Raw genomic sequence first — 25,086 nt, 5'->3', positions numbered from 1 at the left:
ATTATAGTTTTACTTTATGCCCAAATAACTTTCATTAAGTTTTTATATTCGTCATTTGCTAATTTATATAGCATTCTCGTATGTTCAAAGACAAGTGCTGGATTAAAGTTTGGTTCTGAGAATGCAAGAGATGTTGAAATATCAATTGCATTTTGCTTATTTAATGTGAATTTTGCAAAGCGATAAGATGTATTTAATTCATTGATGACATGTAAAATATCATTTGTTGATGTTGCATCAGGCACGTGAGCAACATTGAAGCAGTATATATCCACCGTAGGATGTTCGTTTTGGAAAGCAGCGATAAGTTGAATCTTTGCGCCAGCTTCAGTCTCTAATCCTACTGAAAAATGAACAGAGCCATCATTTTCATCTATATTTTCTTCCATGTATATATCGTTAGATTTTAAGTAGTCTTTAAAATCTGAGATGTTATGTTTTACTGCAGCTTTCATATGTATGAGCCCCCTGATAATTGGAATAGATTGCTACTATTTATTATAATTTAAAAATATTAAAAAAGATAGTTAGAAAGTTCTGATTTTTATATTTGGAAGAATAAAAAGAAGCGGTCCTCTACCTCCATAGAGAACCGCTTCTATATTATTCATTGTCATTAGACGATGTTTCTGTATCTTCACTGCTATTTTTGTTCTTATTTTTCACTTCATTGTTATTTGATTCGCGTTCACTTGAATTTTCAGACTTAGATTCTTTTGTCTTTTTCGAATCAGAGTTTGAGTCAGACTTTGTATATGCAGGTAGCCCAAGATGAGTACGAAGTTCATTTGTAACATTAGCTAATTCTTTTTTATCTGGATTGTAGTAGTAAGTTCGACCACCACCAGCAGATTTGCTACAAGTATCGTCACCTTTTGCCATGTAGCAATCATCACCTTGGATTTGTAATTTCTCAATTTCCGAATCCGATCCATATTTATAGAATGAAAGCATATCATCAAATGTTAAGTTGGTAACGAATTGTCCGTTAATATCATCAATGATGTTGCCAACTTTTGTTACAGAACCAACACTTGTTAGTTTCTTTAAAATAGCCTCGATAACGAGTTGTTGACGTTGTCCACGCATTGCATCACTATCGATGTGCCTTGTTCTAGCAAGAGCAAGAGCTTCTTCGCCATTTAGCTTTTGAACACCTTTTTCTAGGTGAATAGCCTCAGCATTATCATTGCTATCTTGCTCAGTAAATTCAACTGGTACATCAACTTCAACACCGCCCAAGTCATCGACGATTTTTATAAATGATTTAAAGTTGAATTTTACAAAATAATCGACAGGAACATTCATTAATTTTTCAACTGCATCAATGCTTGCTTGTGGTCCACCATTTTTTCCGTTTTTAGCAGAACCGAATGCATGAGCGTGTGTAATTTTATCTTTTTTCTTTTCTATTGGAATATAAGTATATGTGTCACGTGGGATACTTAATAGTTTAACAGTTTTGCTATCTTTATTAAATGTTGCAAGTAAAAGCGCGTCTGTTCTTATAGCTTCACCATATTCTTTTCCTCGGACATCGCTTTCATCGACACCCATTATTAAAACAGAGACATTGTTTGTAATAGGTTTTACAGCCTTATCACGTAAATCAGATTTATCACCGCGTGCTAAATCGTGTGCGGCATTTCGAACAGCAGAAGATGCTTTATTTACTAAAAACCAAGTATAACCGCCGCCTATTAATAAAACGAATAGTATAGCGCTTATAATAATTTTTATTTTTTTCTTATTTTTTTTCGGTTTATTGCGTGTATTTTCTTGCAAAGATGGGTTTTGCTCCATTTCCTGTACTCCTTCATTTGGATTGAAATACGACACTCATATCCACTTATTATAATGAAATTTAGCGAAAAAAAACATTACAAAACATTTACATTTCGTAAAAATTCAATATATTTATAAAAAGTCAGATTTTCTATATATTATTTGTCAGATGTAGAATAAGTATAAGGGCTTTTAGTAGAAATGAAAATATATATTATGAGAAAGTGATAGGGAAGTAAGATTTGTTGAAATATAGCCAAGAAGAAATGAGTAAGCTTACTTATTTCTTCTATATAATAAAGAAGAATTTGACGGATAAAGGAGAGAGCATAATGAATCATACATCATTCCGAGCAATCGTTGTGAACGAAAAGGAAAATCATCAGTTTGTAAGAAAAGTTGTTGAGAGAGAAGTAAGTAGTTTACCTGAGGGAGACGTATTCATACAAGTTCATTATTCTTCATTAAATTATAAAGATGCTCTTTCAGCTACTGGTAATAAAGGTGTTACGAGAACATATCCTCATACGCCAGGAATTGATGCTGCAGGAGTAGTTGTGAGTAGTGAAGATGCTACCATTAAAGCAGGAGATCAAGTTATTGTAACGGGATATGACTTAGGTATGAATACCTCTGGTGGTTTCGGAGAATATATTCGCGTGCCATCATCTTGGGTCGTGCCTTTACCAGAAGGAATGTCATTAAAGGAAAGTATGATGTATGGGACAGCAGGTTTTACTGCGGCGTTGTCGGTATATAAGCTTATTGGGGCAGGAATCAAGCCTAATATGGGAGATGTTTTAGTAACGGGTGCTACAGGCGGCGTAGGCAGTGTAGCTGTTAGTATATTAAGTAAGTTAGGGTTTAACGTAGTAGGAGCGACAGGGAAAATGGAAGAGAAAGATATGCTACTACGTCTAGGAGCGAAAAAAGTGATTCATCGCGCGGAATTGAATGATGAATCAGGAAGACCGATGTTAAAAGGGATATACGCCGGAGTTATTGATACTGTAGGTGGACGTATGTTAGAAACAGCTTTAAAAACAGTAAAGTATGGTGGTTGTGTAACGACATGCGGTAATGTGGCAGGCCAGGAATTACAAACAACGGTATATCCGTTTATTTTACGAGGCATAAGCCTTTTAGGGATAGATTCTGTGCAATGTCCAGCAGATGTGAGAAGTGATGTGTGGACGCTCTTAGCAAATGAATGGAGTAATAAAGAGTTAAGATCTTATACAGGAGAATGTACATTAGAAGAATTAGAGGAGAAGTTTACACTTATATTGCAAGGAAAGTTAAAAGGAAGAACAGTTGTTAAAATATAATAAGAAAGAGACGCTTACGTTAGCGTCTCTTTCTTATTATAATGATTGTTTTAAATTGATTTTTCCTTGTTCGCCTAAAACACCGTCAGCGATATTTACAGCGTGATCGCCAATGCGCTCTAAGTTACTTACCATATCGACGAAGATGATACTTGCATCACCTGAACAGCTGCGTTCGTTTAGACGTAATACGTGACGTTTACGAAGAACACGTTCCATTTGGTCGATTTTGCGTTCTTTAGCAATAACAGTTTGAGCTAGTTCAGTATCGAAGTTTGTTAAAGCTTCAACTGAGTCTTGTAGTGTTGAAATTGTTAATTCCAGCATTTCATTTAATTCAGCTAGTGCTTCGTCTGATAGTGAAACACGGTTTGAAATTTGGAAATCTACAAGTTCTACAAGGTTTTCTACATGATCACCGACACGTTCAATATCTCCAACAACACCTGCTAAAACGGAATGTTTTTCAGAATCCGTAGGCGAAAGCGGCTTTTCTGATAGTAAAACTAAATACTCGGTAATTTTTTTATCTAAATTGTTAATAGCTCCTTCTAATTGAGTAGCCATGTCAGCGTGTTTTTTGTCTTGTGTATTTAAAAATTGGTTTGCTTCTTTTAATCCATGTAATGAAAACTCAGCCATACGGATAATTTCTTTTTGAGCTTCTGTTAAAGCGATAGCTGGAGATTGCTCAATAAAAATTGGGTTTAAATGCTGCGGTTTGAAATCAATAGCAGAATCTTCGCCGCGAATAAGTTTTGTTACAATCCATGCTAATACAGCGATAAATGGGAATTGAATAACTGCATTTGTTACGTTAAATGTTCCGTGTGCAAATGCAATTGTCATTTCTGGATTTAAGTTTAATGATGTTTGGAAATATTGAATTAAGCTTGTAAATGGTACTAATAAAATCGTAAATATAATTGTACCGACGATATTAAAGATAACGTGAACTAATGCTGCACGTCTTGCGGCAATAGAAGTACCGATTGCTGCTAATACAGCTGTAATTGTTGTACCGATGTTATCACCGAATAATACAGGAAGGGCAGCTTGTAAATCGATTGCACCTTGACCGAATAGTTCTTGTAAAATACCGATAGTTGCACTTGAACTTTGTACAATTAAAGTAAAGACTGTACCGACAACAACTCCTAAAATTGGATTATCACTCATACTAACCGTTAATTCTTGGAAGGATTCTAAAGAGCGAAGAGGTTTCATACCTGTGCTCATTAATTCCAAACCGAAGAATAACATACCAAAGCCGAATATAACTTGACCTAAAGAATGTACTTTTTTATTTTTAAAGAAGAATAATAAGATAGCTCCAACTGCCATAATTGGGAGAGCGTATTCTCCGATTTTAATTCCGATAATAAATGCAGTAACTGTCGTACCGATGTTTGCACCCATAATAACACCGATTGCTTGTCTTAATGTCATAAATCCTGCACTTACAAGTCCGACTGTTAAAGCGGTTGTTCCTGAACTGGATTGGATTAATACCGTAACTAACATACCTGCTAGTACACCCATGAGTGGGTTTGTTGTAAAACGATCTAGAATATCACGAAGACGATCTCCAGCTGCTTGTTGCAGTCCATCGCCCATGTATTTAATCCCGAATAAGAAAATACCTAATCCACCAATGAACTGGAAGATCATATCTTGAACATTATATTCCACGCATTCCACTCCTTAAATTTCATGTACGATGTAATTATTAACTGAACCTTGAGTCACTGTAAACGGTTTGCTAGTAAAATTTACACTAAATTTACAAAGGGTAGAAAAGTTTACAATACCTTAAAGAAACAGCTGTATTTTATTGGTTTTCATCATGTGTAAATCTTAATTTTGTAAAAAAATCACACTCTTTAGAATAGTGTTTTTCATTTGAATATCAAGGAAAGCGTCTGCGAGTTCATCGTATATTTTTTGATGAAAGTTAAAAAAATATGTAGGAAAATGCATGTAGTTTTATAACAGCAAAACGAGGGGAAATAATTCTTTTAACACGATAAAAAAGCCACTGAATTATCCAGCAGCTTTTTCCGTGTTTTTATCGCCATGCTTTTGTTTTCTTATGCTTGTAATGTAAATGAAGAGAAAAGCAATAAGTAATAGAGAGGAGTAACGATATACAGTTGCATAGTTTGTAAAATGAGCAATAAATCCAAATATAATCGCTCCAGCGCCGATTCCAAGGTCAAATGCGGAGAAGAATGTAGCCGTTGCTACGCCGCGTCGATGCGGTGCTACGCGGTCAATCATCCATGCTTGTAGTGCAGGTTGGATCGCTCCAAAACCACTTCCGTAACATGCTGCAGCAATAATTAAGCTCGGAATTGTCGTCGTATACGACAATAAAATAATGCCTGTAAAAGTTATAATAACTCCCGGAATGATGACGAATGTATGGCCTTTCGCATCATATAGCTTTCCAGAGAATGGACGAGTTACAGCGATTGCTAGTGCGTTACATAAAAAGAAGAGACTAATATCAGCTATGCCGACTTCTGTAGCAAATAGAGTGATAAAACTTCCGATTCCTCCGTACATTAATGTAATACATAATATTAATAATGAAGGAAGTAAAGCTTTACGCTCAATAAATCCATCGAGAAAAGTACTAGATGATTGTTGTGGAGGCTGTTTCGATTTTTGGATTTGAAGTAGTTTCGTTAATATTAATGAAACAATTGTGCACGATAATGCACATAAAAAAAGAATTGTGAAGTTATATGTTTGCATAAGCCATAGTCCGATAAGTGGACCGAGGGCCATTGCAATTGTTCCAGAAAGGCCAAAATATCCCATGCCTTCTCCGCGGCGAGCTGAGGGAATTAAATCAGAAACGACAGTTCCATATGTAGTCGTTGTAATACCGAAACCAGCTCCGTGTAAAATACGAACAGCAAGCAAGAGAAAGATAGTTGAGGCGAAAAGGTAACTGCCCATAGCGAGTAAACAGATAGCAGTGCCGATCATTAAAATGATTTTTTTATTGAATTTTTGCAAGGCGTTCCCAGTTAGCGGTCTAACAAAAAGTGCCGCAACGGTAAACATGCCGACAACAAATCCGATATTGGAACTTGTGCCACCAATTTCTTTCACATAAACAGGTAAGGTTGGAATTAACATTTGAAACCCTAAAAACATACATAAGTTTGCAAAAATTAAAGCAACAAACTCTTTTGTCCATAACGGTTCTCGTTTTACGAGTATTGCTTCTCCCATATATTCATCCCCTATATAAAATTTTCTCTTTTCTTTCGAGTATATGTATTGGTCAATGCAACAGTCAAGGAAGGTGTCTTGAAAACGGATAACAATTTTTAAGATGAAAAACTGACAAATTTGTGTAAAAGCTACACAACTATGAAAAAAAGATGTAAAGTATAGATGTATAGACTTGTAGGTGTTAAGAATGATAGAAATTGTTTTTTCTTTAAAGAAAGCGGATTCAAAAGAGTAGTGAACAAGAAGGGGATATATACTTTTTTACTACATATATTTGAAAAGGTTTACAATATGATGAAGAAAGAGGCGTGTACATATGAGACGATTAGGTATTTCTATTTATCCAGAACATTCAACAGTAGAGAAAGATAAGGAGTATTTAACATTAGCAAGTAAATATGGATTTACACGTGTGTTCACATGTTTATTATCTGTGGATGGAGAAAAAGAGAAAATTATAGAAGAATTTAAAGAAACGATCTCTCATGCGAATGCATTAGGGTTCCAAGTATTAGTTGATATTAGTCCATCTGTTTTTGAACAATTAGGTATTTCGTATAATGATTTATCATTCTTCCATGAATTAGGTGCGTACGGTATTCGTTTAGATGTTGGTTTCTCAGGATTAGAAGAATCAATTATGACTTATAATCCGTATGGTTTGAAAATTGAGATTAATATGAGTAATGGTACGAAGTATGTAGATAACATTATGAGTCATAGACCAAATCGTGAAAATTTAATTGGTTGTCATAATTTTTATCCGCATCGTTATTCAGGATTATCATACGATCATTTCATTAAATGCTCGAAACAATTTAAAGATTACGGTATGAGAACGGCAGCTTTTATTTCATCATTTGATGCAACATACGGACCTTGGCCAGTAACAGAAGGGTTATGTACATTAGAGCAGCATCGTGAATTACCGATGACAACACAGGCGAAGCATTTATTCGCGACTGAATTAATTGATGATGTTATTATTGCAAACGCATATGCGTCAGAAGAAGAATTACAAGCACTAGGTGCATTAAATAAAGAGAAACAAACATTTGATATAGAAATATATGATACAACGACAGAACTAGAAAGAATTATCGTATTAGACGAACCACATTTTTATCGCGGAGATGTATCTGAATATATGATTCGTTCTACACAAAGTCGTGTGAAATATAAAAAAGAAGAATTTAAACCTCATAATACGCGCGAAATTAAGCGTGGAGATTTATTAATTGATAATGAACAATATGGCCAGTATAAAGGCGAATTACAAATTGCATTAAAAGATATGGTGAATACAGGAAAAACAAATGTAGTTGGTCGAATTGTAGAAGAAGAGATTTTCTTACTAGACTATTTACAAGCATGGGATAAATTCGGATTTACATTAAAGAAATAGAGAGAATATAAAGGGGAAAAACTACTGATTTCAGCAGCTTTTCCCCCTTTATATATAAAGAGCGAGAGGAAGAGCTATGACAAAGGTGCATCAGCGATTAATTTCTATTTTAGAGGAATTTTTAGAAGAGAAATCGATGTTAAATCGAGCTTTTTTAGCAGGCCGTTTACATGTATCAACGAAGACGATTCAAAAGGATATAAAATTATTAAATGATATATTGGAAGAAAACGGAGCGAAAATCGAATCGCAAAGAGGGAATGGGTACGAATTAGAAATTATACAAAAGAAGAAATTTGAAGACTTTTGTGTGAGTCTATTTCAAAAACAGACGGAAAAGATCCCAACTTCTTATGAAGAAAGAATAGCGTACATTCTGCAGCGTGTTTTAATGACAGAGGGATATGTGAAGCTTTCAGAATTAGCGGAAGAGATGTATGTGAGCAAATCAACGGTCAATTTAATTATGAAAGATGTTACAGATATATGTGGTTGCTATGAATTACAAATTGAGAAGAGACCGTATTATGGTATACGTATTGTTGGAGAGGAATTTAATATTCGTTCTTGTTTATCACAATATGGTTTACCGCGTTATGATCATACTCCGTTTCATGAGCAATTTGAGCAGACGGAGACATATTTATCGCTACCTCATATATCACTCATTCGTTCAATTATATTAAAGTATATTGAAGGCGGAACAATATATTTATCTGATATAGAAATTGATAATTTAGTCATTCATATTGCAATCGCATTAAAGCGTTGTCAAAGTCAATATTATATGAAAGGACTGCATGCGGAGCAATCAGAACTTATACTAAAGAAAGAATATACAATTGCGAAGCAGATTTTAGGAGATTTAGAGAAAGAGTTGAAATTTTCATTTCCAGAAGAAGAAGTATTATATGTGACGATGCATTTATTAAGTACTGCTGTTACAACGAGAGATCGCTATGAAAATGTAGAAGAGCTATTAGGGAAAGATATATATGCATTTATGCAACATATTCTTTTTAAAGTAGCGGAAGAACGGAATCTTATTTTTTATTATGATGAAGAATTATTATTTGGATTTGGTATTCATTTAAAAACGTTATTAAATCGTTTGAAGTATAAGTTAAATACGAGAAATCCTCTTTTGGCAGAAGTGAAAAAGAATTATCCGTATGCTTTTGAAATTGCGGTTCTTGTTGGAGATATCATTGGTGAATATACGGGTGAATCGATCCCTGAAAGTGAAATTGGTTATATTGCAATTCACTTCGGCGGAGCGATGAGCCGTTTGCAGGAGCAAAATCAAAAGAAAAGATGCTTATTAGTTTGTGCGACTGGTCAAGGAAGTGCACAACTATTAAAATATAAAATTTTATCACAGTTCCGAGATAAATTAGAGATTGTAGGTATTACAGGCTATTATCAATTGAAAGTAGAAGATCTTTATAAAGAAAAAATAGATTGTATTATTAGTACGATTCATATACCGAGTGGCTTGCCTGTTCCAGTTATAAAAGTGAATTCAATATTTGATGATAAAGAGATTAAATCGATTGGTCAGCGGTTGTTTACGCATGTGAATACTAGTGTGCAGCCTTATATTAAGGAAGATTTAATCTTTTTAAATCATAATGCTTCTACGAAAGAGGATGTTATTCAGTTTTTATGTGAGAAAGCTGCTGAGAAACGCTATGTACCAGAAAACTTTTATGCTTCTGTTATAGAAAGAGAAAATACGTCTCCGACAGCGGTTGGGAATTCAGTTGCAATCCCGCATCCGATGCAGTTATTAAGTGAGGAAACTTTTCTGATGTTTTGCACACTTGAAAAGGCTGTTGATTGGGGAGATAAAAAAGTACAAGTAATTATTTTATTTAGTGTAAAGCGCAATAATAATGAAGATTTGCAAAGGCTTTATGATTTTTTATATGATATTATGTCTAGTCAAACTACGATAGAGAAACTTACTCAGACCGAGGTAATTGAAGATTTTCAAGAGATTTTATTATCATTTTGAAAAAGTATATAAAAACTTCCGTTACATAACGGAAGTTTTTTATGTTTAATTGTATGCGTTTTCATAATAAGATAAAAATATAGAAAACATATAGCTTGGGGGAATTTAAAATGGCTGATATGCAAACTCCATTTGCGTTAATTTTACATGGTGGCAATGCGAGAAGCGCGGCGCTTGAAGCAATTGCTTTTGCAAGACAAGGAGATTTCGGGAATGCCGGTGAAAAGATGAAACTTGCTAGTGAGGAAATTTCAGCAGCGCACCGTATTCAAACGGATTTAATTCAAGAAGAGGCAAGAGGAAATCATGCAGAAATTAGTTTACTGTTAGTGCACGCACAAGATCATTTAATGAATGCAATTACAGTGAAAGAACTGGCTGAAGAATTTATTGCTCTTCATAAACGAGTAGAAGAGAAAGTGACCGTATAAGATGTACATTTTATTATGTTGTGCAGCAGGTATGTCAACGAGTATGGTCGTAAGAAAAATGCAAGAAGAGGCAAAGAAACAGGGGAAGAATTATAAAATTAAGGCGGTTGATTCAGAACTTGTGAAACTTGAAATAAAGGAAGCAGATGTCGTTTTAATCGGTCCACAAGTGAAATATTTATTTCCAGCTGTAGAGTTTCTTGCGAACTCATACAACATACCAGTTACGATTATAGACCAACGAGATTATGGTATGTGTGATGGTTTGAAAGTGCTTAAGCAAGCAGAACAATTAGTTTTAGCATAATTATATCTTTTTAAATATAAACATTATAATTTTATAAAGTTTATTTCATTCTTTTATAGTAGAGAGAAAGAGGAGGGCTATTGATGAATGGGTTTATGAGTTTTATGGAACAAAAGATTATGCCAACAACGCAAAAGATTGCAGGACAACGACATTTATTAGCAATTCGAAACGGGGTTATTTCTACATTACCGTTAACGATCGTCGGATCATTTTTCGTTATCTTTTTAAATTTACCAATTGATGCATATATGGAATGGATTGCACCGTTTCGCCATATTTTAGATATTCCATTTCGATTTACAGTAGGACTAATGGCATTATACGCAGCGTTTGGTGTAGGGGCTTCGCTCGCGAACTTTTATCAGCTCAATCAGTTAAGTGCAGGGTTATTATCTGTACTCGCCTTTTTACTAGCATCAGTTGAACCAATTCAAATTACGAAAGCTGTACCAGGTGTTATTGATGCAGGTAGATATATTTCAGTAGGAACATTAAGTGCAACGTCTTTATTTGGCGCAATTGTTACAGCATTAATTGCAGTAGAAATTTATCATTTTATGATTAAGCATAATATCTCGATTAAATTACCAGATAGTGTACCACCAGCAGTTTCAAATTCGTTTGCAGCATTAATTCCAACATTAGCAGTTATTCTTTTATTCTGGGGCATTCGCTACGGTTTGAAATTCGATGTAAATACAACAATTACATATTTAATCGCACCATTAAAATCAGTATTAGTAGGAAATAATTTATTCGGTGGTTTATTAACAGTATTCTTAATCGTGTTTTTCTGGTCATTCGGTATACATGGACCAGCGATTTTAGGACCAATTATTCGTCCGATGTGGGATTCAGCAATTCTTGAAAATATGGAAGTATTCACGGCTACAGGAAATGCACATCAGTTACCAAACTTATTTACAGAGCAGTTCATTCAATGGTTCGTATGGATTGGCGGATCAGGCTCAACGTTAGCTTTAGTTATTATGTTTATGTTCTCTAAATCTAAGTTCTTAAAAGAGTTAGGTAGATTATCATTCGTGCCAGGCTTATTCAATATTAACGAACCAATTATTTTCGGTGCACCAATTGTAATGAACCCAATCTTAATTATTCCGTTCGTTATTACACCGTTAGTGACAACGACAGTATCATATTTCGCAGTTGTTTCAGGTATGATTCCACTTATGATGGCGAAACTGCCATTTACGATGTTAGCACCAATTGCAGCGGTGATTAGTACGGACTGGACAATTATGGCTGGTGTACTTGTACTTGTTAACTTTGTTATCTCGTTCGTTATTTACTATCCATTCTTCAAAATGTATGAGAAACAACAATTAGCAGGAGAGGAGAAAACAGAATGCTCGGAGCAATTATCATCTTAATTACATTCGTGGTCGGACAGTGTATTGCCCATTATTCGAAATGGGTACAAAGTAAATCTTTATTAGTGTTACTATTAGTATCAGTTTTATTTATCGGTTGTTCAATGGGTGCATATGTAATGTTAGGATTGCAATCACCGTACGTAATTATTGTACCGACAATTTTATGTGCAACGTGTTTATCTGCAAAATATAGATTTACGAGCATGGCATTAATACAACGTGTGAAGGAGATGCAAAAGCATGGAGCGTAAATTAGGAATTTCACTTTACCCAGAACATTCAACGAAAGAAAAAGATATGGCTTATATTTCCGCAGCGGCACGACACGGTTTTTCAAGAATATTTACTTGTTTGTTATCTGTGAATCGTCCGAAAGAAGAAATTGTAGCTGAATTTAAAGAGATTATCAATCACGCAAAAGATAACAATATGGAAGTTATTTTAGATGTAGCTCCGGCTGTGTTTGATCAGCTTGGTATTAGTTATAGCGATTTATCATTCTTCGCGGAGTTAGGCGCAGACGGTATTCGTTTAGATGTAGGCTTCGACGGGTTAACTGAAGCGAAAATGACGAATAATCCGTACGGTTTAAAAATTGAGTTAAATGTAAGTAACGATATTGCGTACTTAGAAAATATTCTTTCGCATCAAGCGAATAAATCAGCTTTAATTGGTTGCCATAATTTTTATCCGCAAAAATTCACTGGTCTTCCGTACGATTATTTCATTCGCTGTAGTGAACGCTTTAAAAAGCATGGTATTCGCAGTGCAGCTTTTATTACATCACATGCCGCAAACATCGGTCCATGGGATATTAACGACGGATTATGTACGTTAGAAGAGCATCGTAATTTACCAATTGAAGTACAAGCGAAGCATTTATGGGCAACAGGGCTAATCGATGATGTCATTATCGGAAATGCTTATGCGAGTGAGGAAGAGTTAGAGAAACTAGGAAACTTAAATCGCTACATGTTACAGCTAAAGGTACACTTTGTAGACGAAGCGACTGAAGTAGAAAAGAGAGCCACGCTGCAAGAATTACATGTAAGGCGCGGTGACATAACAGAATATATGGTACGTTCTACAGAAGTGCGTAAAAAGTACAAAGACTATGACTTCCCAGTGCGCGAAAGTGTGCTGCAGGAAAGAGGGCAAGTTGTAATTGGAAACAATTCATTTGGTAAGTATAAAGGTGAACTGCAAATCATTCTGAAAGAAATGCCGATAGATGAACGGAAAAATATCGTCGGTACAATTGCGGAAGAGGAGTTATTCTTACTAGATTATGTAGGAGCTTGGACGCAGTTTACTTGTGTGGAATAGGGAAGAGAAGGAGAGGATGCTGTGGCATTCTCTTTTTTCTGTTGATATAGTAGTCTATCGTATATAGAATGCAAAGAGATAGATTTGATTTTGACGGGAGCGAAGGAGATGGAAGAGTATATAGATGGTTTATTAAGGCGGATGGCTGATGAAGATACAGAGGTTAGGCATCGTGCTTATGATGAAGCAAAAGAGCTAGATGACCTATTAACGTTTCCTTATTTACAGCAGAAGGTAACCAAAGCAAAAAAAATAGCAATGAAGAAAGATATGTATTATGTAATGACGAAACTTGCTATTAATACGAAAGAGATCAGTATTGCTGATTATCTTATAGATTGTTTGGAATGTGAACAAAACCCGACTTTGTTAAGTGAACTGCTTAGTAATATTTATACACTGCCAGAAGTAAGTGATACAAATAAAATTATTCCGTATATTTACCATAAAAACGATAGTGTTCGTTTTTGGGCAGTTTCTTCCTTAAAGTTATGTAAATCATTAGAAGCGGAGAGTGCTTTACTAAAGTTGCTGGATACTCAAGAAAATAAAGATGAGATTACAAATATTTGTTATACCTTGCTTGAGATTGGAACAAATCAATCGATTCTGCCGTTAACAAAGCTTTTATATAGTAATAGTGCCTATGTTCGTTCAACTGTTATTGAGGTGTTAGCAAAAATAGGGGGATCGGACTTACAAATAGTTTATATTGAAGCTTTACAGGATAGAAATGTGATGGTGAAATATGAAGCTGTTCGAGCTATTTATACGTATGGCGACGAAATGGCAATGAGACCAATTTGCGAACGTGTGAATAAAATTGTTGCTAGAAGACGGAAAAATGAAGCAGAGATTATCATTGCTCTTCGTTTCTTACATAAGTTTGCTAATCATGAAGAAGTTTTAAAGATATTTGATAAAGTGTATAAAAAACGTGGAAACTTGTTTGTGTCGGAGAGGAAGTGGCTTCGAGACAATATTACTTACTTTCAAGAGAAAGAAAGAATGTAAGAATCATAAAAAAAGAGCCAGCCTCAACGATGAGACTGACTCTTTTTTACTAACTAGTTTAATACTTTAACTGTAACTGTTTTACGTCCCCAGCTACTTGATGTACCTTTATCTGGCATTAAAACGTCGATTTTATTACCTTTAATAGCTCCACCAGTATCACCAGCGATTGCTACTCCGTAACCTTCAACCCATACTTTTGAACCTAATGGAATTACACTTGGATCAACTGCAATAAGTTTCATGTTTGGATTAGCTGTTAAGTTATGACCTAAAGCTGATTTTACTTGGTCGCCTGCTTTATAACCATTTTCAAGTGGATCTGCTGTGTAAGCTGTTGCTACAACACGTAACTCACGAGAAGATGATGGTGCACTTGTTTCAGTTTCTTTTGCAACAGGTTGTTGTGTAGCTGGTTTTTGAGCTTTAGCAGCTTCACGAGCTTTAGCTGCTTCTTGAGCTTTAGCAGCTTCACGAGCTTCAGCTGCTTCTTGAGCCTTAGCCGCTTCACGAGCTTTGGCTGCTTCTTGAGCCTTAGCCGCTGCTTGAGCTTCAGCATCTGCTTGAGCTTTAGCTGCTTCACGAGCTTTAGCCGCCTCTTGAGCTTTAACTTCTGCTTGAGCTTCAGCATCTGCCTGAGCTTTAGCTGCTTCTTGAGCTTTAACTTCTGCTTGAGCTTCAGCTGCTTCGCGAGCTTTAGTTGCTTCTTGAGCTTTAGCTTTTGCTTGAGTTTCAGCTACTTCCTGAGCTTTAGCAGCTTCACGAACTTTAGCTGTATCTTGAACTGTAGTCGTTTTTTCAACTTTAGCTAATGGTTGAACTTTAACTGGTGCTTTACCTGTTAAGTAAGGAACATGAACATAAGCTGTTTTTCCGTTATATTCAAATTGAATCCAATCATTTTGTACTTGGTGTGTTGTTTCAATTATATCATCTTTTTTCAACTTACCAAGAATCTCTGAGTCTGTGTTTGCTCCAGCACGTACGTTTAATACGTTTGCTGTTACGTAGTAAGTGTCTTTTGTATAGTCAGCGCTTATGAAAGCTTCTTTACCGCTATTCAATTGAACTTTTGACCAACCATTTTCTGTATGTAAAACATTTACTTTATATCCATCTAATAATTTTCCTACAACTTTTGATTCAGTAGTTGGGTTTTCTCGTACGTTTAGTACGTCAGTCGTTACGATTGTTTCTGCTTTAGCAGATGTTGTGAAAATCCCAAGACCAAAAACCGCTGCTGTTGCTATACCCATAAATTTTTTCATAATAGCCTCCATTGCATTTGTTTTCGTTGACCTCATTATAGCAACCATTATTTTCTTATTTGCGAAAAACATAAAATTACAAAGCTTTCGTAACGGGGCATTAATATTCTGTAACAATTCTATAAATATCCTGATAGCGCTTCCTTGTTGTTTTTTGGCGTATCAGGGCATATGAAACACAAAAGGAGTAGTATTTCAATTACTGTAACGTTAATAATATTACAGTAATATTTCTAAGTGATATCTATAGCGTTACGGAAGTAGCATATTTTACTGTTTGAATGGAAAATTAGTTATAAAACGATAATCTTTTTAGGCGTGAAAATATATAAATGAGGTGAAATTTAATAAAATATCGGTATAATTGTTACAAAATCAGTCGAAGTATGGAAAAAATTACGCCTTGATTTTCGTCTGTTACATAGTATTTTTGCAATAATAGAATTAGATAATAGCCTTAGTACCTATAAATAATGAAGAGTATTAGAATGATAGTTGTAACGTGGAACATATATAATAGAAGAAACTCAATTTAGTAGATAAATAAAAAACGTAGGAGTGTAAACTCCTACGTTTTTGTTTATTCATATCGTAAACATTCAATTGGATCCAGTTTGGCAGCTTTGTTAGCTGGTAGTAAACCGAATATAATACCGATTAACATGGAGATACCTACTGCAAGAAGTCCAAGTTCTTTTGAGACAACGAGTGGCCATCCAGCAAAGATTGAGACGATCCAAGCGAAGAAAATACCGAGCATGAATCCGATGAAACCACCAAGTCCTGTTAAAATACAAGATTCGATTAAGAATTGTGTTAATACTTTACCACGTGTTGCACCAAGTGCTTTACGAATACCAATCTCACGTGTACGTTCTGTTACAGATACGAGCATAATGTTCATTACACCGATACCACCAACAAGTAAGGAGATAGCAGCAATACCACCAAATACCATTTTCATCATACCGATTGATTCGTCTAGTTGTTTCGTAAATTCACCTAAGTCTTGTGGTTCGAATTTGTGCTCAAATTTAGGAGCTTTCATTTCGTTTAAGACAGAAACGGCTTGTTTTTCTACACTTTTACGTTCTGTCGGAGAGGTCATTGTTAATCTTACAGAGTCATACTCATTTACTCCTGAAATGACAGGCGCATTTTCAAGTGATGTATAACCTTCAGGCATAGGCATTCCAAAGTCGTTTTTCGTTTCGTATACACCAACTATTTTATACGGCTTTCCTTTTATATCTGTGTATTGATTTGATTCCCAACCACTACTAAATAATTTGTTGAAAGCTTCTTCATTTAATATAACAGCAGGGATTGCTTGGTTTAGTTCACTGTCATTTAATTCACGACCGTGAACTAATTTTATTTTCGAATCTGTCATAAAGGCGCCTGTTCCACCTTTTAAATCAAGATTTACATCTTTTGAACCAGCAGATGCTTTTACTTTCATACTTACGTCTGGATACACATCTTTAACGCCTGGTACAGTTTGCAGACGGTTTAGCATATCAGGTGTGATTTTGGCACTATCTGTTCCGTAATCAGGATTGTTGTAGTAAATCGTTACTTCGTTATCTTTTCCTTGGCCTAATTCTTTTTTAAACTTTGCGTTTGTACCATCACCCATTGAAATGATAGTAATAATGGCACTAATACCGATAATAATACCTAACATCGTTAAAATAGAACGCATTTTATGAGCAAAGATAGAGGAAAGGGCCATGCGTATATTTTCACTCGTATTCAAAATTAACCTCTCCAATCTTGGACGATATTTCCGTCACGAATTACAATTTGACGTGCTGCAGCTTCCCCGATTTCACGGTCATGGGTAATCATAATAATTGTTGAGCCTTGTTTATTTAATTCGTAAAAGAGGTCCATAATTTGTGTACTCGTTTTCGTATCAAGTGCCCCCGTCGGTTCATCGGCTAAAATGAACTTTGGGTTATTTACGATTGCACGTGCAACAGCGACACGCTGCTTTTGTCCACCTGATAATTCGTTCGGTAAGTGAGTAGCGCGATCAGCTAAACCGACTTTTGTTAAAGCAGCTAATGAGCGCTCGCGTCTTTCTTTTTTATCGACTCCAGCGTAAATAAGAGGTAGTTCTACATTTTGAAGCGCTGTAAGTCTCGGTAATAACATGAAGTTTTGGAATACGAATCCGATCTCTTTATTACGTACGTGTGCAAGTTCTGTTTCAGTCATGTTTGAAATATTTTGACCGGCTAGTTCGTACGTACCTGTCGTCGGTTTATCTAAGCAACCGATAATGTTCATTAATGTTGATTTACCAGAACCAGAAGGTCCCATAATAGAAGTGAATTCTCCTTGGTTCAGTGTTACGTCAATTCCGTGTAATATTTGAACGGATTCTGCACCATTTTGGAAGGATTTCGTGATGCCTTTTAAGTTAATCACTGGGCGACAACCTCCATACCATCTTTTAAGTCTTTTTCAGGTTTAGAGATAATTTCCTCTCCTTTTTTCACTCCAGAAACTTTTGCTTCGCTATCAGTCTCGAATTCAACAGTAACTGCTTGTTCTTTCGCCTTACCGTCTTTTACAACGAAGACAACATTTTTATCACCTTTTTTCACGATACTGCTTTTCGGAACAATTGTACCAGTTGCTTCGCCAGATTTACTTGTTACGTAAACGTGGAAGCCGTTTTGTAATTCGTCACTATTATCTAATGTGACAGTGAATTGATAGTTAGAAACCGTTTTATTTTCATCCATGCTCTTTAATGGTGTAGAACCGATTTCTGTTACTTTTCCTGTCCAAGTCTTACCAGCGACAGTTTTTGATGAAACAGTTACTTCTTGCCCAACTTTCATACTAGCAAGCTCATATTCAGAAAGTTGACCTTTTACCTTAAATTGACCAGCGTGACGAAGAGTAACCCCGCTCATACCTGTTTTTTCGTCAGCAGTTTTCACGATATCATCAATTACGCCATCAGCAGGACTTGTTACAGAAAGAGTGTTTACTTTCTCTTTTGCTGCTTTAATCATTTCATCAGCTTTTTCAACTTCAAACTTTTTCATTTCAAGTTGTGATTCTAATTGCCCAACTTCAGCTTCTGATGCTTTTAATGCTTCAGCAGGAAGGCCTGCATTTTTATCTTTTTGTAATTTTTGTTTCGCCGCATCAATTTGTTTTTGGAACAACGTTACTTCTTTTTGGGCGATTTTCTTTTGCATTTCTGCTTCTGTTACACCTTGTTTAGCAGTCGGGTCATTGTATTTAAATAGAAGCTGACCTTTTTTCACTTCATCGCCTTTTTTTACAGCTAATTCATATGTTCCTTTTGTTGGATCGAATGAAATAGTTTCAATTCCATTTGGAATAACTTCGCCACCAAATTTTTGCGCGTTTTGGATTTGTTTTTCAGTTACTTTATATCCGCTATATGCCATTGCTACTTCGGAACCGCCCCCAGCAAATGCAAAGTATGATCCAGCTGCAATTCCGATTGCTACTACACTAGTAATTAACACTTTATTTTTCTTCTTCATCTATTTATCACCTTTTCGTTCGTTTTAGTATCTACATTAAGTATAGAAGAGGTGAAGAATCTGACAAATCGTTTTAGCTTACAATAACCTTACAGTTTTGTAAGGTATGAATATGTAAATGTAAGGTGGAGGTTGTCCTATTGTAAGCAAATGAATTGACTCGTTGTTTCTTTCTTACAATAATATTGTATGAAGGAGAGGAGGAAGGAAGATGGAAGCTTATTTTAGTGCGCATCCATTAAAACCGTTTATTCCATACTCAAGGCAACATGCCATTATATTATTTATTATGTTGGTGGGGATATTTTTTCTGTATCAATACCAAGATTTATTACGTCAAAATGAGTGGAATATAACGGTTCGATATGCGATTGCATTTTTATTTATAGGTAGTGAAATTGGGCTTCATATGTGGGAGTGGAAAGCGGGGATTTTTGAGCTAGCTACTTCATTACCGTTTGAGTTATGTACAATTAGTTTGTTGTTAGCGTCGATTATGATTGTAACGAAAAGTTATCGAATATATGAGATTGTATTTTTTACGGGAGTTATTGGTGCATCACAAGCCATTTTAACACCAAATTTGCAATATGCTTTTCCGCATTTTCGTTTCATTGAATATTTTATCGCGCATGTATTGCTTATTTGGGCACCACTCTTTATGACTTGGGTGGAAGGCTATAGACCGACCTTGCAATCTATTAAGCGTACGATGATATTTTTAAACATATTGATTCCGCTTGTTTCGTTTGTGAATTACAAAACAGGTGGTAATTATATGTTTTTAGCTCATAAGCCAGAAACAGCTTCATTACTCGATATGTTAGGGCCGCATCCTTACTATATTATTTCATTAGAAATAGCTGCGCTTATTGGATGTTTCATTTTGTATATGCCGTTTGCGAAAAGAGAAAGGCATGCGCATAAAGAATCACTAGGATCATAGCCTAGTGATTTTTTGCCTTTAAAATATTTACAATTCAGAAAATTAAGAATAAAATTAAGAGGTAAATTATAGAGAGAGAAGGGCGAAAATGGTCAAAAAGGTATTTTTGAATGGGATGGAAGTGACGATTCAATTTATTATTTCGATTTTGGGGATTATTTGTTTAGGAGCACTGCCGAAATTATTTTATGGATTTGAGCTGCATGCATCAGAGTACATACAGAGTTTAAAAGAAGTGTTTGTGAACTTAATGGATATTTCCAATTTGCAATATGTGAAAGGTAAATTTTTATTTCCGCAGCTGTTCGTCCATTATAAAGAAACGATTATTATTTTTTTGGCTGCTTTTTTTATTTCATTATTTGTAGCATTTTGTATCGTTTATGTAATTATGAGTAGTTCACCGCGTATACAACATCGAATTAAATCATTTCTTATCTTCCTAGAATCCATTCCAGATATTCTTCTTATTTTAGTATCACAAATTTTAGTTGTATGGTTTTTTAAACAAACAGGTTTTTTACCTTTTCAAATTGCTTCAATTGGAGGCGAGTCGATTAGGGGGTTGCCAATATTGTGTTTGAGCATCCCGACTACGATTATGTTTGTAAAAATGGTCGTGCTTCGTTTTGAAAATGAACTAGAAAAAGATTATGTACTATTTGCTAAGGCGAAAGGGCTGGGGCGCTTTCATATTTTAAATCGTCATATTTTACGAAATGTGTTGCTTAGTACATTATTCTTTGCAAAAACGAATATCTTTTTTATGTTATCTAATTTATATATTATAGAATGGATTTTTAATACGGGTGGTATTTTTATGTTTTTGAAATCGTATTTTGGTATTAGAGTTGAGGTTTTCATCGTTAGTGTGCTTCTTATATATATTCCGATTTTTATTTTATTTAAATTGTTTCATTATCTCATTCCGGCTGCGATGAAGGAGAGATTATAATATGTGGACGTATATAAAACGTGATAAAAGATTTTGGATAAGCATTGGGTTTCTTCTCCTATTAGTTCTTTTGAGCATCGGAAATACGTTATGGAATGATGGACATATTAGACAAGTTACATTGCAATATGATGCGGATGAAAATCCACAAGTGCCACCGTTTCCACCTTCATTCCAATTTTTACTCGGGACAGACCGGAAAGGGTATGACCTGTTACATTTAGTCATTGAGGGCGCGAAGTGGACGATTGGTATATCTATTTTAATTGCGGCACTTAGAATGGTAATAGGTGTGTTTTTCGGTGTCGTACTCGGAACGTATATAAAAAGAGGATTTTCAAAAATTGAGGCTTTCTTTGATAGTTTTACAGTTATTCCGACAGTTATGATTGCGTATTTTTTTCTTCAATCTGCAAATGCATTTGGAAGCGGAGAGGAGACAACAACCTTTTTTGAAAGGGCTTCGTTTCAAGTGGTATTACTTGTACTGCTTGTAATGCCAGTTATTGCACTGTATGTTGCGAAGGAAGTTCGTAAATTGCGAACGGAAGAATTTGTTGATGCCGCGCGCATATTAGGCGGATCGAGAAGACGTATTGTTATAAAACATCTTTTTCCGCATCTCTATATGACTTTTATACTCGTATTTCTTCAACAGTTTACGCAGAGCCTTACTATTTTACTGCACTTAGGATTACTTGAAGTGTTCTTTGGTGGGACTGTTACGTTTGGTGGACCTATAAAAGAGGTGGAATCTTATACGCATGAATGGTCAGGTTTAATTGGAGTATACTTTAGATCATTAACAGTGCATCCATGGATTCCTCTCGTCCCAATTACATTTTTTGGGCTTACTATTTTTTCAGGAAATATGATTGTGAAAAGTATAGAAGAGGCGATGTTGAAAGTAAGGTTAGGCGGAGAGCTAAAGAAGGATGTTGTAGAAGGGGAACAATCTGTTGTGCAGTCAAAAGAAGAGTTATTTACTTTTAAGCATACGATGTGAAGAGAAAGAAGAAGCAAGCATGGATTTCATGCTTGCTTCTTTTCTTTATTTTGTAGAAACTTCACCTGCAGCTTCTGTTTGCGGAATAAAGTATCCAATTATACCACCGATTATTGCTGGAATGATCCAGCCAATTCCTAAGTTATAAAAAGGAATGGTGTGTACGATATTAGCGATAAAATCTGGTATCATTTCCACATTATCAAGTGCGTGAATACAGCTAATAATAAATGCTGCGATCATCGCTCCGATGTAGACAGAAGGTTTACGTTTCGTATATTTATCGATAAATGATACGAAAATTAAAATGATTGTAATTGGGTACAAAATAATTAATACAGGTAGTGTGATTTTAATTAATAAGCTTAATCCTAAGTTTGAAATAACGAAACTAAAGATACAAACGTATAGCACAAGCTTTTTGTATGAAACATTTGTTAGCACTGTTGTGAAGTAATTTGCAAATGCACTTACAACGCCAATTGCCGTTGTTAAACAAGCGAAGATAATGGCGATACTTAATAAAATATTACCGCTTGTCCCAAAGAATTGATACATAACAGTAGCTAATAGTTGACCACCGTTTTCGAATTGCCCTAAGTTTCCGTTTGAAGCTCCGATATAACCGAGTAAGAAGTAAACAATTGTTAAGAATAGAGCAGCGATACTTCCGCAAATGATTGTATATTTCGCGATAGATTTCTTCTCTTGTATACCGTTTTGACGAATTGCATTTACAACAATTGTTGATAGTACGAGAGCGCCAATTGCATCTAACGTTAAAAATCCTTCAAGAAATCCTTTGAAAAACGGGATGTCTTTATAGTCACCGATAGGTTCTGCAAACGTCCCTGGTGAAAGAATCGCTTTTGTTGCCATAATTGCAATAATTACAAGTAAAATTGGCGTTAATATTTTACCGATATGATCTACTAGCTTGGATGGATTTAATGATAAGAAGTAAACGACTGTAAAGAAAATCGCACTAAAAACTAACATAGAATACCATTGATCTGGGAAAAGTGGTGCAATCCCGATTTCATAAGATACAGATCCAGTTCGTGGAATAACAAATAGTGGGCCGATTGAAAGATAAATAATGATAGCGAATACTGCTGCGAATTTTGGATGAACACGGCTCGCTAAAGTGTTAAAACTACCACCAGCAAGGGCAACAGCAACGATAGCAAGTAAAGATAAACCGACGTCTGTAATAATAAACCCTGTAATGGAAACCCACATATTTTCTCCGGAAGAAAGACCGAGAAGGGGCGGGAAAATCATATTACCAGCACCGAAGAAAACTGCGAATAGTAATAAACTAATCGAAAGTATTTGCGCTGGTTTTAAAGTTGTATGCATATAAAGAAAATCCTCCTAATGAGTGTTTTTGTCGAAAATTCAAATAATTTGTCGAGTAACTGTTATTATTTTAAAGGTCTGATGACTAGAAAGCAATAGGGAATTTTGAAAATATTAAAAAATAATGCATTAAATCGAATAAATATACTATTTATATGTTTAATAGGAAGGATTTAACTTTTAACATAAAAAAACACATATCGCTAGGATACGTGTTTTAAAAAAATATTTTTTTATCGCGTTCTTCTTTTAAAATTTCAACTGCTTCTCGGAAACGTTGTGAATGGACAATTTCTCGTTCACGTAAGAAGCGTAGGCTGTCATTTATATCTGGATCATCTGATAAGTTAATGAGCCATTGATATGTTGCGCGTGCTTTTTCTTCAGCTGCAATATCCTCGTATAGATCGGCAATTGGATCACCTTTAGCCTGTATATAGGTTGCAGTAAATGGAACACCAGCAGCGTTATGGTAATGAAGAGCACTGTCATGATCAGCGTAATGAGGGTCAAGACCAGCAGCTTTCATTTGTTCAGGGGTCGCATCTTTCGTCAGCTTATAAACCATTGTAGCAATCATTTCAAGGTGAGCAAATTCTTCTGTACCAATATCAGTAAGTAGGCCAATGACTTTATCAGGAATTGTATAACGTTGATTTAAGTAACGTAGTGCAGCAGCTAATTCTCCATCTGCACCACCGTATTGCTCGATTAATAATTTTGCAAGTGCGGGATTGCAAGTTCCCACTTTAACTGGGTATTGTAATTTCTTTTCATAAATCCACATAGTTTCTCTCCTTTATATTTGCCATGGCCAAGGACCTTTGCTCCATTCCCAAGGGGCATTAGAATAGCTATTTCCAAACTGTTGGAGTGGTCCGTATTTTTCTTCCATCTTTTGTTTTAATACTCTCCGTTTATAGGAAAAATCATTAAATTGATTAATCGCAGCGGTGTCATCTGGATGTGTATCTAAATAAAGAGTGAGTTCAACTAGTACAAAGTCTAATTCTTGAAGCTCCAGTAAAAGCTGATAGTATTCTTCTGGTAGCGATTGATTCACGTCAGTAGTCACCGCCCTTTTTTATAAGGATTTTCATAATAGTCATAAAAAACAGGCCATAAAGTCCCTTTTTGTAGTGCTTCTTTTGGTGTGAATTGCGGCAAGTTTGGCGGTTGAAAGCCTAAAAATAAATTAGGAGGAGTAGAATAATATTTTTTTCCGATAGGAGGACAAGGATCGAGAGGGCTATGATAGGGCACGAATGATCTCATATATTTATTCACGAATAAACCTCCTTACATGTTCATTACTACGTATTGTATTCAGACATAATGAGCATTTATGACACATATAAAAAAGTAATAGGTACGGGGGGAATGAATGTGGAGACTGTGAAACAATTCATTGTATTGGAAGTAAAGAACTTAAAGGAAACTCTGTATTTTTATGAAGGGATTTTAGGGATAACACCTAGTTCAGAAAGGCCGCAATTAGATATTACAGGGGTTTGGTATGATACTGATTCAACGAGAATTAGTTTTGTGATGAATCGCAGTTTGGGCGGGCGTGAGAAGAGTGTTACGGACTCAGTTGATGTTCTAACCTTTTCAATTTCTAACATAGGGAATGTAAAGAAGAGGTTAGTATTTTATAAAATCGCATATACAGAAAACAAAAGTGAGAAGAGTATTGTGGTACAAGACCCGGATGGATATAAACTTCAAGTGATAGAGAAGGATGAATAGACGGA

General features: G+C 35.3%; 25 protein-coding genes. 13 read left to right on the top strand and 12 right to left on the bottom strand.

Annotation, left to right across the window (positions count from 1 at the left end; translation table 11 throughout):
- Positions 1-14 precede the first annotated feature (14 nt).
- Positions 15-455 (bottom strand): hypothetical protein, encoded by a 441-nt coding sequence (locus ACTFR8_RS19570; RefSeq protein ID WP_000642362.1) that lies wholly within the window; start codon positions 453-455, stop codon positions 15-17.
- A 148-nt stretch (positions 456-603) separates the two neighbouring features.
- Positions 604-1,803: an LCP family protein gene (locus tag ACTFR8_RS19565; protein ID WP_000437392.1), complete on the bottom strand. Its 1,200-nt coding sequence runs from the start codon at positions 1,801-1,803 to the stop codon at positions 604-606.
- A gap of 314 nt (positions 1,804-2,117) precedes the next feature.
- Here ACTFR8_RS19565 and ACTFR8_RS19560 point away from each other — a divergent pair, with 314 nt between their 5' ends.
- Positions 2,118-3,113: a YhdH/YhfP family quinone oxidoreductase gene (locus ACTFR8_RS19560; RefSeq protein ID WP_001016957.1), complete on the top strand. Its 996-nt coding sequence runs from the start codon at positions 2,118-2,120 to the stop codon at positions 3,111-3,113.
- 36 nt (positions 3,114-3,149) lie between these two features.
- Here ACTFR8_RS19560 and ACTFR8_RS19555 read toward each other — a convergent pair whose 3' ends face one another.
- Both ACTFR8_RS19555 and ACTFR8_RS19550 read right to left on the bottom strand, forming a co-directional pair.
- The gene (locus ACTFR8_RS19555; protein ID WP_000456265.1) at positions 3,150-4,805 is read right to left on the bottom strand and encodes a Na/Pi cotransporter family protein; all 1,656 of its coding nucleotides are present in this window, start codon (positions 4,803-4,805) and stop codon (positions 3,150-3,152) included.
- A gap of 351 nt (positions 4,806-5,156) precedes the next feature.
- Positions 5,157-6,359: an MFS transporter gene (locus ACTFR8_RS19550; RefSeq protein WP_000503237.1), complete on the bottom strand. Its 1,203-nt coding sequence runs from the start codon at positions 6,357-6,359 to the stop codon at positions 5,157-5,159.
- A gap of 319 nt (positions 6,360-6,678) precedes the next feature.
- Between ACTFR8_RS19550 and ACTFR8_RS19545 the strand changes: the two genes are divergently transcribed.
- From ACTFR8_RS19545 to ACTFR8_RS19510, 8 genes are all read left to right on the top strand, one after another.
- Positions 6,679-7,767 (top strand): DUF871 domain-containing protein, encoded by a 1,089-nt coding sequence (locus tag ACTFR8_RS19545; RefSeq protein WP_001253348.1) that lies wholly within the window; start codon positions 6,679-6,681, stop codon positions 7,765-7,767.
- A 76-nt stretch (positions 7,768-7,843) separates the two neighbouring features.
- Entirely contained in the window at positions 7,844-9,784 is a 1,941-nt protein-coding gene (locus ACTFR8_RS19540) for a BglG family transcription antiterminator (RefSeq protein ID WP_252209808.1), read from the top strand.
- A 110-nt stretch (positions 9,785-9,894) separates the two neighbouring features.
- On the top strand, positions 9,895-10,215 hold the full coding sequence (locus ACTFR8_RS19535) for a PTS lactose/cellobiose transporter subunit IIA (RefSeq protein WP_000774631.1): 321 nt from the start codon (positions 9,895-9,897) through the stop codon (positions 10,213-10,215).
- A 1-nt stretch (position 10,216) separates the two neighbouring features.
- The gene (locus ACTFR8_RS19530) at positions 10,217-10,522 is read left to right on the top strand and encodes a PTS sugar transporter subunit IIB (RefSeq protein WP_074619032.1); all 306 of its coding nucleotides are present in this window, start codon (positions 10,217-10,219) and stop codon (positions 10,520-10,522) included.
- An 83-nt stretch (positions 10,523-10,605) separates the two neighbouring features.
- Positions 10,606-11,916: a PTS sugar transporter subunit IIC gene (locus ACTFR8_RS19525; protein ID WP_001013053.1), complete on the top strand. Its 1,311-nt coding sequence runs from the start codon at positions 10,606-10,608 to the stop codon at positions 11,914-11,916.
- The gene (locus tag ACTFR8_RS19520) at positions 11,892-12,170 is read left to right on the top strand and encodes a hypothetical protein (RefSeq protein ID WP_000900048.1); all 279 of its coding nucleotides are present in this window, start codon (positions 11,892-11,894) and stop codon (positions 12,168-12,170) included. The genes ACTFR8_RS19525 and ACTFR8_RS19520 overlap by 25 nt, the downstream gene beginning before the upstream one ends.
- On the top strand, positions 12,160-13,245 hold the full coding sequence (locus tag ACTFR8_RS19515) for a DUF871 domain-containing protein (protein ID WP_044584158.1): 1,086 nt from the start codon (positions 12,160-12,162) through the stop codon (positions 13,243-13,245). Before ACTFR8_RS19520 ends, ACTFR8_RS19515 begins: the two co-directional genes overlap by 11 nt.
- A gap of 108 nt (positions 13,246-13,353) precedes the next feature.
- Positions 13,354-14,259, top strand: coding sequence for a HEAT repeat domain-containing protein (locus ACTFR8_RS19510; protein ID WP_252209809.1), 906 nt, complete (start codon positions 13,354-13,356; stop codon positions 14,257-14,259).
- Positions 14,260-14,312: 53 nt separating this feature from the next.
- On the opposite strand, the gene entC is transcribed toward ACTFR8_RS19510, so the two are convergent.
- The 4 genes from entC to ACTFR8_RS19490 all read right to left on the bottom strand — a co-directional run bounded on the left by entC (position 14,313) and on the right by ACTFR8_RS19490 (position 19,063).
- Positions 14,313-15,650, bottom strand: a complete 1,338-nt coding sequence (gene entC, locus ACTFR8_RS19505) for a cell wall-binding protein EntC (protein WP_252210023.1) — start codon at positions 15,648-15,650, stop codon at positions 14,313-14,315.
- 457 nt (positions 15,651-16,107) lie between these two features.
- Entirely contained in the window at positions 16,108-17,262 is a 1,155-nt protein-coding gene (locus ACTFR8_RS19500; RefSeq protein ID WP_432759777.1) for an ABC transporter permease, read from the bottom strand.
- A gap of 26 nt (positions 17,263-17,288) precedes the next feature.
- Complete coding sequence (locus tag ACTFR8_RS19495) at positions 17,289-17,963, bottom strand: ABC transporter ATP-binding protein (protein ID WP_000609104.1); 675 nt, start codon at positions 17,961-17,963, stop codon at positions 17,289-17,291.
- A complete protein-coding gene (locus ACTFR8_RS19490) occupies positions 17,960-19,063 on the bottom strand; it encodes an efflux RND transporter periplasmic adaptor subunit (RefSeq protein WP_000728830.1) in 1,104 nt (367 codons plus the stop codon). The genes ACTFR8_RS19495 and ACTFR8_RS19490 overlap by 4 nt, the downstream gene beginning before the upstream one ends.
- Before the next feature lie 211 nt (positions 19,064-19,274).
- Between ACTFR8_RS19490 and ACTFR8_RS19485 the strand changes: the two genes are divergently transcribed.
- From ACTFR8_RS19485 to ACTFR8_RS19475, 3 genes are all read left to right on the top strand, one after another.
- Entirely contained in the window at positions 19,275-20,009 is a 735-nt protein-coding gene (locus tag ACTFR8_RS19485) for a YwaF family protein (protein ID WP_000388681.1), read from the top strand.
- An 88-nt stretch (positions 20,010-20,097) separates the two neighbouring features.
- Complete coding sequence (locus ACTFR8_RS19480) at positions 20,098-20,964, top strand: ABC transporter permease subunit (RefSeq protein WP_252209811.1); 867 nt, start codon at positions 20,098-20,100, stop codon at positions 20,962-20,964.
- 1 nt (position 20,965) lies between these two features.
- Entirely contained in the window at positions 20,966-21,970 is a 1,005-nt protein-coding gene (locus ACTFR8_RS19475; protein ID WP_252209812.1) for an ABC transporter permease, read from the top strand.
- A 45-nt stretch (positions 21,971-22,015) separates the two neighbouring features.
- On the opposite strand, the gene brnQ2 is transcribed toward ACTFR8_RS19475, so the two are convergent.
- From brnQ2 to ACTFR8_RS19455, 4 genes are all read right to left on the bottom strand, one after another.
- Positions 22,016-23,332 carry a branched-chain amino acid transport system II carrier protein BrnQ2 gene (gene brnQ2, locus ACTFR8_RS19470; protein WP_000557552.1) on the bottom strand — a complete coding sequence of 439 codons (1,317 nt, stop codon included), beginning with the start codon at positions 23,330-23,332 and terminating at the stop codon, positions 22,016-22,018.
- A gap of 217 nt (positions 23,333-23,549) precedes the next feature.
- The gene (gene cotJC, locus ACTFR8_RS19465) at positions 23,550-24,119 is read right to left on the bottom strand and encodes a spore coat protein CotJC (RefSeq protein WP_000265273.1); all 570 of its coding nucleotides are present in this window, start codon (positions 24,117-24,119) and stop codon (positions 23,550-23,552) included.
- Between the two features lie 12 nt (positions 24,120-24,131).
- A complete protein-coding gene (locus ACTFR8_RS19460) occupies positions 24,132-24,395 on the bottom strand; it encodes a spore coat protein CotJB (protein ID WP_001076510.1) in 264 nt (87 codons plus the stop codon).
- An 8-nt stretch (positions 24,396-24,403) separates the two neighbouring features.
- A complete protein-coding gene (locus tag ACTFR8_RS19455; RefSeq protein ID WP_001046257.1) occupies positions 24,404-24,619 on the bottom strand; it encodes a spore coat associated protein CotJA in 216 nt (71 codons plus the stop codon).
- 48 nt (positions 24,620-24,667) lie between these two features.
- Between ACTFR8_RS19455 and ACTFR8_RS19450 the strand changes: the two genes are divergently transcribed.
- Complete coding sequence (locus tag ACTFR8_RS19450) at positions 24,668-25,081, top strand: VOC family protein (protein ID WP_001986206.1); 414 nt, start codon at positions 24,668-24,670, stop codon at positions 25,079-25,081.
- Positions 25,082-25,086 lie beyond the last annotated feature (5 nt).

The organism is Bacillus cereus group sp. MYBK15-3 (assembly GCF_051916765.1).
GTDB classification, from domain to species: domain Bacteria; phylum Bacillota; class Bacilli; order Bacillales; family Bacillaceae_G; genus Bacillus_A; species Bacillus_A cereus.
The sequence above is the reverse complement of the archived record's forward strand: the minus strand, read 5'-3'. Positions and strand labels throughout refer to the sequence as shown.